This is a genomic window from Mesorhizobium sp. M0904, assembly GCF_040319475.1.
Classification (GTDB): domain Bacteria; phylum Pseudomonadota; class Alphaproteobacteria; order Rhizobiales; family Rhizobiaceae; genus Mesorhizobium.
The window spans coordinates 83,582-94,056 of sequence record NZ_JAMYOC010000026.1 but is presented as its reverse complement, the minus strand read 5'-3'; the positions used below and the strand labels follow the sequence as shown (position 1 = coordinate 94,056).

Below are 10,475 nucleotides of genomic sequence, written 5' to 3'. Positions count from 1 at the left end.
ACAAGGGGGCGGAGCTCACAAAGACGAGCGAAATCCCTGCGATCCCGCCCCATCCAAACATCCCCGGTTACTGCGCAACAGGCCCCCCTTGTGAGAGAAGGAAAAAGAGCAGCTACTTCAGCACCCTCCCATCGGCCCCAAACCGGTACGTCTTCGCCGGATCCGGCGTGGCGTAGAGCGTGGCGCCGGGTTCGGCATTGTAGACGCCGAAGATGCGCACGGTGATCAAGCCAGCCTTCTCGCAGTCGAGATAGAGATTGGTGTCGGCGCCAAGATGCTCGGCATGGACAACCGTGCCTTTCCAGGCACCGGATTTCGCATCGACGGTCAGGTGCTCGGGACGGACACCGATGGTCTTGGCCGTGTCGCCAAGCCTGGCCCCGTCGACGAAGTTCATCTTCGGTGAGCCGATGAAGCCGGCGACGAATTCATTTGCCGGCGAATTGTAAAGCTCCATCGGTCCGCCGATCTGCTCGATCTTTCCCGCGTTCAGCACGACGATCTTGTCGGCCAGTGTCATCGCCTCGACCTGGTCGTGGGTGACATAGATCATCGTGGCCTTCAGCCGGCGATGCAATTGCGCGATCTCCAGCCTGGTGTTGACGCGCAGCGCGGCATCGAGGTTGGACAGCGGCTCGTCGAACAGAAAAAGCTTGGGCTCGCGCACTACGGCGCGGCCGATGGCGACGCGCTGGCGCTGACCACCGGAAAGCTCGGCCGGCCGCCTCTCGAGGTAGGGCTCCAGCGACAGCATCGACGAGGCGATGCCGATGCGGCGGTCGATCTCGGCCGCCGGTGTGCCCGCCTGCTTGAGGCCGAGGCCCATGTTGTTCTTCACCGTCAGATGCGGATAGAGCGCATAGGTTTGGAACACCATGGCGATGCCGCGTTTGGCCGGCGGGGTGGCGGAGACGTCCGCCCCGTCGATCACCACGCGGCCCGAGGTCGAGTCCTCCAGCCCAGCAATGACCCTGAGCAGCGTCGACTTTCCGCAGCCGGATGGACCGACGAAGACGACGAACTCGCCATCCGTCACCTCGAGGTTGATGCCCTTCAGCACCTCTACCGGCCCGAAGGCCTTTTTGACATTCTCGATGTTCAGCGAGCCCACGGCTTCGTCCCTGTTCTAGAGTTTCACGGCGAGGCCGCTGCGCACGCTCTCGTCGGCGGCAAGGCAGACGGCAAGCGACTTCACCGCGTCGTCCATATGGCGGGTCAAGTCGAGATCCTCGCGGACCGCCTTCAGCACAAACGCCTGTTCCAGGTCGCAAAGATCCTGATGGCCAGGCTCGCCCTCCATCGACAGCATCTCGTCCGGTTTGGCGAACTTGCCGTCCGCCCCGGTCGCCGCACTGTGCAGGCGGATGGTCGAGGTCTTGGTATGGGTGTCGATGTCGTCGGACCTGACACCCTCCTTCATGACGATCGACACGCAGCCATTGGGCGAGATCACGTCCTTCACGAAGAAGGCCGTCTCCGAGATCATCGGCCCCCAGCCGGCCTCGTACCAGCCGACCGAACCATCGTCGAACAGCACCTGCAGGTGGCCGTAATTATACATCGTGGGCGCAATCTCGTCGGTCAGCCGAAGCCCCATGCCGCGCACCTCGACCGGCCTGGCGTCGGTGATCTGCAGCATCACGTCGAGATAATGCACGCCGCAATCGACGATCGGCGACGTTGTCTGCATCAACTGCTTGTGCGTCTCCCAACTATGGCCGGAGGATTGCTGGTTGAGGTTCATGCGGAACACGTAAGGGCCGCCGAGCTTACGCGCCTCGGCGATCAGCCGGATCCAGGACGGATGATGGCGCAGGATATAGCCGATCACCAGTTTTTTGCCGTTGGCCTTGGCTGCCGCGACCACGCGCTTTGCATCCGCGACGGTGGTTGCCAGCGGCTTTTCGACGAAGACATGGCAGCCGGCTTCGAACGCCCTCACCGCATAGTCGGCATGGCTGTCGGAATAGGTGGCGATGCAGGCGACGTCAGGACTCTCGTCGCGCAACGCCTGGTCAAAGGAGCGCCTGATGCCATAACTGGCGAGCCCGGCCGGCAACGGCACGTCGGAGCGATTGACCAGCGCCGCGATCTCGAAGCCCGGATTGGTATGGTAGGCCAGCGCATGGCTGCGGCCCATATTGCCGAGACCGGCGACGACGACGCGCAGAGGTTGTTGCGAACTCACTTGACCGCTCCCGAAGTAATGCCGCGGATCAGCTGCCGCGAGAAGATGACGTAGAGGATCAGCACCGGCATGATCGCCAGCGACAGTGCCGCCAGAATGGCGTTCCAGTTGGTGACGAACTGGCCGAGGAACAGCTGGGCGCCGAGCGTCACTGTCTTGGTCTCCTCCGACGGCGCCAGGATCAGCGGGAACCACAGATCGTTCCAGATCGGGATCATGGTGAAGACCGCGACCGTCGCCATCGATGGGCGCACCAGCGGCAGCACCAGCCGGAAAAAGATGGTGTATTCGGACAGGCCGTCGATCCTGCCCGCATTCTTCAGATCGTCCGAGACCTGCTTCATAAATTCCGACAGGATGAAGACGGCAAGCGGCAGGCCCTGCGCCGTGTAGACCAGGATCAGCGCCGTCAGCGTGTTGACCAGCCCGCTCGCCACCATCAACTGCAGGATGGCGACGGTGCCGAGGCGGATCGGGATCATGATGCCGAGCGCCAGATAGAGCCCCATCAGCGAATTGCCGCGGAAGCGGTATTCCGACAGTGCGAACGCAGCCATGGCGCCGAACAGAAGCACGAAGAACAGCGAGGCGACGGTGACGACTAGGCTGTTCTGGAAATAGTGGATGAAGTCGCCCTGGCCGATCACCGTGGCGTAGCCGATCAGGTCGAAGGTCCCTGGCGTTGGCGGCGTCAGCGGCGCGCCGAAAATCCCTGCGCGCGATTTGAACGAATTCATGATGACGAGGATGACCGGAAACAGCGCGATGGCGGTGTAGGTCAACAGGATCGCGTGGGCGCCAATGATGCGGGGCAGCGAGCGGGTTGCGGTGCTCATGTCGCGCCTCAGAACTGGTAGCGACGCAAGCGCGTCTGCACGAGGAACAGGTAGACGCAGACGCCGCCGAGGATGATCAGGAACATCATCGTGGCGATCGCCGCGCCCATGTTGGGATCGCCGACCTGCAGCTGGAAACCGAAGAAGGCGCGGTAGAGGAAGGTGCCGAGAATATCCGTTGAATAGTTCGGCCCGGCCAGCGCGCCTTGCGCGGTGTAGATCAGGTCGAAAGCGTTGAAATTGCCGACGAAGGTCAGGATCGAGATGATGCCGATCGACGGCAGGATAAGCGGCAGCTTGATCTTCCAGAACTGCGCCATCCCGGTAATGCCGTCGCATTCGGCCGCTTCGATCACCTCTTCGGGAATGGACAGCAGTGCCGCATAGATCAGCATCATCGGGATGCCGACGAACTGCCACACCGAGATCAGGCTGAGCGCGGTCAGCGCATATTGTGCCTTGCCGAGCCAGGGCGTGAACAGGCTTTTCAGGCCGACAAGGTCCATCATATGCGGCGCCACGCCCCATAGCGGCGACAGGATCAGCTTCCAGGCGAAGCCGACAATGACGAAGGACAGGATCGTCGGCACGAAGATCGCCGTGCGGTAGAAGGCGGAAAACCGCAGCCTGGGGCTGGACAGAAGTGCGGCCAATAGGACGCCGATCGGGTTCTGCACCAGCATATGGATGACGAAGAACCAGACATTGTTCCTGAGGGCGTTCCAGAAATTGACCGACCAGTTGGGATCACCGAACAGCATGCGGAAATTTTCCAGTCCGACGAAGACCTGCGACTGATTGATGTTGCGGAACAAGGAAAGCTGCAGCGTGCCGGCCAGAGGCAGGATCATGATCGCCGTATAGACCAGCAACGCCGGCGCCAGGAAAACGCCGATATGCCAACGGAACGGTCTTTTCGGTGCTGCGGCCATGCATTCGGTCCCCGGATCAGGTCTTGCAATTGCCGTCAAAGGGCGCGGCGCCTCCCTCTCCCTCGAGGGGAGGGCGCCTCGCACAGCGAGGCGGGTGGGGTCGGCCGAGGCGGCCCGCCATCGTGGTTTCGACCGTGCTTTCCAGCAGCGATCAAGCCGCAGCCTGCCTCGACCAACCCTCTCTGTCGCCTTCGGCGACATCTCCCCCTCGAGGGGGGAGACAACGCTTCGCCGCGCTCTTACTTCGCCGGCTTATACCAGCTGTCGAGGCCGTCCTGCAGCTTCTTGGCGGCAGCTTCCGGCGTGTCGGTGCCGTTGATGACGTTGGCCGATTCAACCCACGTCTCGTTTTCGAGGTTCGGCGTGCCGCGCGACAGGATCTGGTAGGTCGAGCGGATCGTCGACTTGCACTTGCCACGCCAGGAGACGAATTCCTGGGCCAGCGGGTCTTCCATCTTCACCGGGGTGTTGTTCAGGCTGAAGAAGCCCGGCAGCGCGTTGGCGTAGATGGTGGCGAAATCCGGCGAGGCCACCCAGGACAGGAAGGTCTTGGCCGCATCCGCGTTCTTCGAGGCCGCATTGAGGCCCATGCCGATGTCGGTGTGGTCGGAGATGTAGCAGGTGTCGCCGGCCTTCTGCACCGGCGGCGGGAAGGCGCCCATCTTGAACTGCGCCTGCGTGTTGAACAGGCCGATCTCCCACGAGCCGGCCGGGTAGATGGCGGCGCGGCCGAGCGTGAACAGGTTCTGGCTGTCCGGATAGGTCTGCGCCTCGAAGCCGTCGCCGAGATAGTCCTTCCACCTGGCCAGTTCCTTGAAGGGCTCGACCCACTGCGGATCGGTCAGCTTCTGCTCGCCCTTGATCAGCGCCAGGCGGCCTTCCTCGCCCTTCCAGTAGTTCGGGCCGATGTTCTGGTAGCCCATGGTCGCCGCTTCCCAGAGGTCCTTGGTGCCCATCGCCATCGGGATGTAGGTGCCGTCGGCTTTGATCTTGTCCAGCGCGGCGAAGAATTCGTCGCGCGTCTCCGGCACCTTGATGCCGAGCTTGTCGAAGGCGTCCTTGTTGTAGATGAAGCCATGGATGACGGAGGCCATCGGCACGCAGAAACTCGACTTGCCGTCGTCGGTCTGCCAGGCGGCCTTGGCGACGTCGGAAAAGTTCTCCATGCCGGGCAGGGTCGAGATGTCGGCGAGGTTGCCCTTCTTGAAGAGCTCCAGCGACTTGTCGAACGGGCGGCAGGTGATCAGGTCGCCGGCCGAGCCGGCGGCGAGTTTGGCGCCGAGGGCGGCGTCATATTCGGTTGGCGCCGACGGCGCGAACACCACCTTGATGCCCGGGTTCTTGGCTTCGAAGGCCGGGATCAGCTTGTCCTTCCAGATGGCAAGGTCGTCGCCGCGCCAGCTCTCGATGTTGAGCGTTACGTCGTCGGCGTAAGCCACCCCGGCGGAGCCGAGAATGCTGGTGCCGAGAAGAAGTGCCGTCAGTAGCTTCGTTGTCATGCTCAGTCTCCCTGTTGACCTTTTTCAGGTTCGGTTTTGATGAGAACAGAGGCATTGCGCCCCTTGCTCCCCTCGATTGCGGAAAGGGCTGGCCGCAGCTTGTGGCCGGTCCCTTCCAGTATCTTCTCGGCCGCATCGGCGCTGGTGGCGCCGGCGGCGAGCAGAATGGCGGTCTTGACGGCGCCGCCGCTCTTTTCGAGCAGGCGCGCCGCCTCGTCCTTGTCGCGCCCGCTGACGGCGGCAACGATGCGTGCGGCGCGGTCGCGCAGCTTGATGTTGTCGGCCATGAGGTTGACCATGTAGCCGTCATGGATATGGCCGAGATGGATGGCGGCCAGCGTCGACAGCATGTTGAGCGCGATCTTCTGGGCGGTGCCGGCGCCCATGCGCGTCGAGCCGGCAATCAGCTCCGGCGGCGTTTCGAGCAGGATGGCGATGTCGGCCAGCCGCAGCAGCGGCGCATCCCTGTTGTTGGCGATGGCAATCGTCGCCGCACCGCGGCGCCTGGCTTCCTCGATCGCGCGGACAGCGTAAGGTGTCGAGCCGCTGGCCGAGACGGCGATCAGGCAATCGCTATTGCCGATGCCGGCGGCGGCGACCGCTGCCGAAGCTTCGTCAACGTCATCCTCAGGCCCGCCGGCCAGTGTCCTGAAAGCTTCGTCGCCGCCGGCGATCAGGATGGCGATGCGGTCGCGCTGGATACCGAAAGTGCCCGGCAGTTCCAGCGCATCGGCCAATGCCATCAGGCCCGAGCTGCCGGCGGCCGCATAGGCGAGCTTGCCGCCGCTTTTCAGCCGGGTTGCGATAATTTCGGCTGCCGCGGCAATGGCAGCAATGGCGCCGCGTACGGCCTTGGCGGCCTCGATCTGTGCGTTGGCCAAAGAGGAAAGGATGGCGTCCGGGGCCTGGATGTCCAGTCCCTCGGCATTGTGGTGAAGCGCTTCGGTGCGCGTTTCGGCCATCCGCTTTCCTCCAATCCAGAAAACAATACCAAAAAAATACCACTTGTCCACACGCATTAATGAAATCCCTGCGTCGGGATAGGACCGCAGACGAAATCCGCTGATTTCTCAACAAACTAGGCCTTAACTTTTTTGAAATGGAAATTAACCCTTGGCTATTGGTATTTTATTGGTATTATCCGCCCCGAGGAGAAATCGCGTGAAATTCGTGCTCGGCATCGATGGCGGCGGCACCAGCTGCAGGGCGGCCCTTGCAACGGCCGACGGCAGCGTCCTCGGCCGCGCCAAAAGCGGCGCCGCCAACATCCGCACCGATCTCACCGGCGCCAGGACGAACATCGTCGACGCGGCGCAGCAGGCCTTTGTCGCCGCGGGCAGGGATCCCGCACTAATCCCGCAAACTCCGGCCGTTCTCGGCCTGGCCGGCGCCAATGTCGGCACCTATAGGCAGCAGCTCGAAGCGATCCTGCCGTTCCGCATCAGCCGTGTCGAGACCGACGCCGAAATCGCGCTGGAAGGTGCGGTCGGCTCCGGCGACGGCGCCATGGCCATCCTCGGCACCGGCACCGCCTATATGGCGCGCCGGCAAGGCAAGTCGCGCGCCATCGGCGGCTGGGGGTTCCAGGTCGGCGACCAGGGCAGCGGCGCCCGCATCGGCCGCGCCCTGCTCGAGCAGACGCTGCTCGCCTATGACGGCATCCGCGAAGGCTCGCCGCTGACGCAGGCCATGCTCGCCATCTTCCGCAACAATCCCGAGGATGTGGTCGAATTCACCACCAACGCCAAGCCCGGCGATTTCGGCGGCTTCGCGCCCAAGGTGTTCGAACACGCCGAAAAAGGCGACGTCGTCGCTATCTGGATCCTCGACAAGGCGGTCGCCGATGTCGAGGCAGCGCTTGGCGTACTCGACCTGGGCGGCGACGATCCGCTCTGCCTGCTCGGCGGGCTGGCGCCGCTTTACGCGCCGCGCCTGTCGGCCCGCTACCGGGCGCTGCTGAAACCGCCGCTCGACGACGCACTGGGCGGCGCGGTGCAGATGGCGGTTCGGATTTTCGCAAACACGGCGGAGACAGCGCGATGAGCGAGGCCGCCGACCAGATATTCACGGCGCTGAAACAATCGTCGCAGAGCGGCGCGCCGCTCTATCTGCAGCTGAGGAAGAGCATCGAGGATGCGGTCAAACGCGGGCTGATCGGACCGGGCGATGCGCTGCCTTCCGAGCGCGACATCGCCAGCAAGGCCGACATCTCGCGCGTCACCGTGCGCAAGGCGGTGCAGGACCTGGTCAAGGGCGGCATCCTCGTCCAGCGCCATGGTTCCGGCACCTTCGTTGCGCCGCGCATGGAGCGCGTCGAGCAGTCGCTGTCGATGCTGACCTCGTTTACCGAAGACATGGCGCGGCGCGGCATGGCGGTGCGTTCAGCCTGGCTCGACCGCGGCCTCTATCCGCCGTCGCCCGACGAGATGATGGTGCTCGGCCTGGCATCGAACGAATTGGTGGCGCGCGTGGCGCGCCTGCGCATTGCCAACGACACGCCGCTGGCGATCGAGCGCGCCTCGCTATCAACAAGCGTGCTGCCCGATCCGGCGGCGATCGGTTCGTCGCTCTACGCGGCGCTGGAACAGACCGGCAACAGACCGGTGCGGGCGGTGCAGCGCATTTCCGCCACCAATCTCGGCGATGGCGATGCGCATCTGCTCGAAGTGCCGCCAGGCATTGCCGGGCTGCATATCGAGCGTATCTCCTATCTGGCGAGCGGCAAGGTGATCGAGTTCACCCGCTCCATCTACAGAGGCGACGCCTATGATTTTGTCGCCGAACTCCGGCTAAGCGGGCCGGGCGAAGAGGGCCGGTCATGAGCGCAACAATTACCCATATGCGGCGCGAGATCGACGAGATCCCGGAGGCCACCGCGCGCCTGCTCGACGGCTCGGCCGCGGTGCTGACCGAGGCCGGGCGCGACATTCGCGAGCGCGACCCGAATTTCGTCGTCACCGTGGCGCGCGGTTCGTCCGACCATGCCGCGACCTTCATGAAATATGCCGTGGAGCTGACCGCCGGGCTGGCGGTTGCATCGGTCGGCCCGTCGATCGCCTCGATCTATGGCGCCAAGCTGAAGCTGGGCGGCTCGGCCTGCCTGGCGATCTCGCAGTCCGGCAAGAGCCCGGACATCGTCGCAATGGCGCAGGCGGCGCGGGCCGGCGGGTCGCTGACCGTCGCCATCACCAACACTGCCGATTCGCCGCTCGCGCGAGCCTCGGATTACGCGATCGACATCCTGGCCGGACCGGAGCGCAGCGTTGCGGCGACGAAGACCTTCGTCAATTCGGCCGTCGCAGGGCTCGCCTTGATGGCGCATTGCACCGGCGACGACAAACTTCTGGCAGCACTTGCCCGCCTGCCGGAGCATTTTCGCAAGGCGATCGCGTGCGACTGGATGGCGCTGGCTGCGGCACTCGAGACGCCGAAATCGCTGTTCATCCTTGGCCGTGGCCCGTCGGCGGCGATCGCCAACGAGGCGGCGCTGAAATTCAAGGAAACCTGCGCCATGCACGCGGAAGCCTATAGTGCCGCCGAGGTCATGCACGGCCCGCTGGCGCTGGTCGGTCCCGGCTTCCCGGTGCTGGCTCTGGCTGCTCGCGATGCGTCCGAACCGTCGGTGGCTGATGCCGCCGACAGCCTGGCCGGCAAGGGCGCCGCCGTCTTTGTGACGTCGAATAAGGCAAGGAGCGCACAGCCGCTGCCGCATGTCGCAACCGGTCATCCGCTGACCGATCCACTGACGCTGATCGTGTCGTTCTATGGTTTCGTCGAGGCTTTTGCCCGCCATCGCGGCCTCGACCCCGACACGCCGCCCAATCTGCGCAAGGTGACGGAAACGCTATGAGCGATCGCTTTGCCCTGACCGGCGCCCGGATTTTCGATGGCGACGACTGGCACGACAATGCGGCGCTTGTCGTGCGCGACGGCCTCGTCGAGGCCATCGTTGCCGCCGGGGCTATTCCACCCGGTGTTGCGCGTATCGAGACTGGTGGCGGCATGCTGGCGCCTGGCTTCGTCGATTTACAGGTCAATGGTGGCGGCGGCGTCATGCTCAACGACCATCCCGACGTCGCCACGATCGAGACCATCTGCCGGGCGCACGCACCCTTCGGCACGGCGGCGCTGTTGCCGACGCTGATCACCGACACGTCCGAGATCACCGCCGCCGCGGTTGCGGCCGGAGCCGAGGCGGCACGGAGGAAGATGCCAGGATTCCTGGGCCTGCATCTTGAAGGGCCGCATCTTTCGATCGCCCGCAAGGGCGCGCATGACCCGGCCCTGATCCGGCCGATGCTAGGCCCCGACCAGGCGATGCTGATCGCCGCACGGAAAAACCTGCCCGTGCTGCTGACGACGGTGGCGCCCGAATCCGTCGAGCCCGGCCAGGTGTCGGCACTTAGCAAAGCCGGCATTGTCGTCAGCATCGGCCATTCCGATACCGGCTATGCCACGGCTCGCGCCTTTGCCGAGGCCGGCGCAACGGTGGTCACCCATCTGTTCAATGCGATGAGCCAGATCGGCAATCGCGAGCCAGGGCTGGCGGGCGCGGCAATCGATACCGGCACATTCTATGCCGGCATCATCGCCGACGGTATTCATGTCGATCCGGCCACCATGGCCATCGCCTTGCGTGCCAAGCAGGGGCCGGGCAAGATCCTGCTCGTCACCGACGCCATGGCGACGATCGGCACCGACATGACCTCGTTCACGCTGAACGGCCGCACCATCCACCGCAAGGATGGCAGGCTGACACTTGCCGACGGCACGCTGGCGGGCGCCGATCTCGACATGATTTCCGCGGTGCGCTTCATGCACCGCGTCGTCGGTCTCGACCTCGACGAGGCCTTGCGCATGGCCTCGCTCTATCCGGCGCAAGCGATCGGCCAGTCGCACCGGCTCGGGCGTTTCGCCAAAGGCACCGCCGCCAACATCGTTTCGCTGTCGGACGATGTGGACATTAAAAGCGTGTGGATCGATGGCGCCAGGGTTTTTGCAACCAGCCCTGCTCGTTAGG

At 64.2% G+C, this 10,475-nt stretch carries 10 protein-coding genes; 4 read left to right on the top strand and 6 right to left on the bottom strand.

Annotated elements, in window-relative coordinates:
• Nucleotides 1-112 precede the first annotated feature (112 nt).
• The 6 genes from NKH80_RS24905 to NKH80_RS24880 form a co-directional block, all read right to left on the bottom strand.
• Nucleotides 113-1,111, bottom strand: coding sequence for an ABC transporter ATP-binding protein (locus NKH80_RS24905; RefSeq protein ID WP_352994203.1), 999 nt, complete (start codon nucleotides 1,109-1,111; stop codon nucleotides 113-115).
• A 15-nt stretch (nucleotides 1,112-1,126) separates the two neighbouring features.
• Nucleotides 1,127-2,188, bottom strand: coding sequence for a Gfo/Idh/MocA family protein (locus NKH80_RS24900; RefSeq protein ID WP_352994200.1), 1,062 nt, complete (start codon nucleotides 2,186-2,188; stop codon nucleotides 1,127-1,129).
• Complete coding sequence (locus NKH80_RS24895) at nucleotides 2,185-3,024, bottom strand: carbohydrate ABC transporter permease (RefSeq protein WP_352507069.1); 840 nt, start codon at nucleotides 3,022-3,024, stop codon at nucleotides 2,185-2,187. The genes NKH80_RS24900 and NKH80_RS24895 overlap by 4 nt, the downstream gene beginning before the upstream one ends.
• Before the next feature lie 8 nt (nucleotides 3,025-3,032).
• Nucleotides 3,033-3,956, bottom strand: coding sequence for a carbohydrate ABC transporter permease (locus NKH80_RS24890; protein WP_352507070.1), 924 nt, complete (start codon nucleotides 3,954-3,956; stop codon nucleotides 3,033-3,035).
• Between the two features lie 239 nt (nucleotides 3,957-4,195).
• A complete protein-coding gene (locus NKH80_RS24885; protein WP_352476907.1) occupies nucleotides 4,196-5,455 on the bottom strand; it encodes an ABC transporter substrate-binding protein in 1,260 nt (419 codons plus the stop codon).
• Nucleotides 5,456-5,457: 2 nt separating this feature from the next.
• Entirely contained in the window at nucleotides 5,458-6,417 is a 960-nt protein-coding gene (locus NKH80_RS24880; RefSeq protein ID WP_352994198.1) for an N-acetylmuramic acid 6-phosphate etherase, read from the bottom strand.
• Nucleotides 6,418-6,616: 199 nt separating this feature from the next.
• Between NKH80_RS24880 and NKH80_RS24875 the strand changes: the two genes are divergently transcribed.
• From NKH80_RS24875 to nagA, 4 genes are read left to right on the top strand one after another with little or no spacing between them, the layout of a single operon-like run.
• Nucleotides 6,617-7,498, top strand: coding sequence for a glucosamine kinase nucleotide-binding domain-containing protein (locus NKH80_RS24875; protein ID WP_352994194.1), 882 nt, complete (start codon nucleotides 6,617-6,619; stop codon nucleotides 7,496-7,498).
• Nucleotides 7,495-8,277, top strand: a complete 783-nt coding sequence (locus tag NKH80_RS24870) for a GntR family transcriptional regulator (RefSeq protein ID WP_352507073.1) — start codon at nucleotides 7,495-7,497, stop codon at nucleotides 8,275-8,277. Before NKH80_RS24875 ends, NKH80_RS24870 begins: the two co-directional genes overlap by 4 nt.
• Nucleotides 8,274-9,305, top strand: a complete 1,032-nt coding sequence (locus NKH80_RS24865; RefSeq protein WP_352686219.1) for an SIS domain-containing protein — start codon at nucleotides 8,274-8,276, stop codon at nucleotides 9,303-9,305. The genes NKH80_RS24870 and NKH80_RS24865 overlap by 4 nt, the downstream gene beginning before the upstream one ends.
• Nucleotides 9,302-10,474: an N-acetylglucosamine-6-phosphate deacetylase gene (nagA, locus tag NKH80_RS24860; RefSeq protein WP_352994190.1), complete on the top strand. Its 1,173-nt coding sequence runs from the start codon at nucleotides 9,302-9,304 to the stop codon at nucleotides 10,472-10,474. The genes NKH80_RS24865 and nagA overlap by 4 nt, the downstream gene beginning before the upstream one ends.
• The last annotated feature ends 1 nt before the right edge of the window (nucleotide 10,475 follow it).

Excerpts from the sequence above, each read along its gene's own strand:
- NKH80_RS24895 (WP_352507069.1), bottom strand. The coding sequence starts at position 3,024 with ATGAGCACCGCAACCCGCTCGCTGCCCCGCATCATTGGCGCCCACGCG.
- NKH80_RS24880 (WP_352994198.1), bottom strand. The coding sequence starts at position 6,417 with ATGGCCGAAACGCGCACCGAAGCGCTTCACCACAATGCCGAGGGACTG.
- NKH80_RS24890 (WP_352507070.1), bottom strand. The coding sequence starts at position 3,956 with ATGGCCGCAGCACCGAAAAGACCGTTCCGTTGGCATATCGGCGTTTTC.
- NKH80_RS24865 (WP_352686219.1), top strand. The coding sequence starts at position 8,274 with ATGAGCGCAACAATTACCCATATGCGGCGCGAGATCGACGAGATCCCG.
- nagA (WP_352994190.1), top strand. The coding sequence starts at position 9,302 with ATGAGCGATCGCTTTGCCCTGACCGGCGCCCGGATTTTCGATGGCGAC.
- NKH80_RS24870 (WP_352507073.1), top strand. The coding sequence starts at position 7,495 with ATGAGCGAGGCCGCCGACCAGATATTCACGGCGCTGAAACAATCGTCG.
- NKH80_RS24885 (WP_352476907.1), bottom strand. The coding sequence starts at position 5,455 with ATGACAACGAAGCTACTGACGGCACTTCTTCTCGGCACCAGCATTCTC.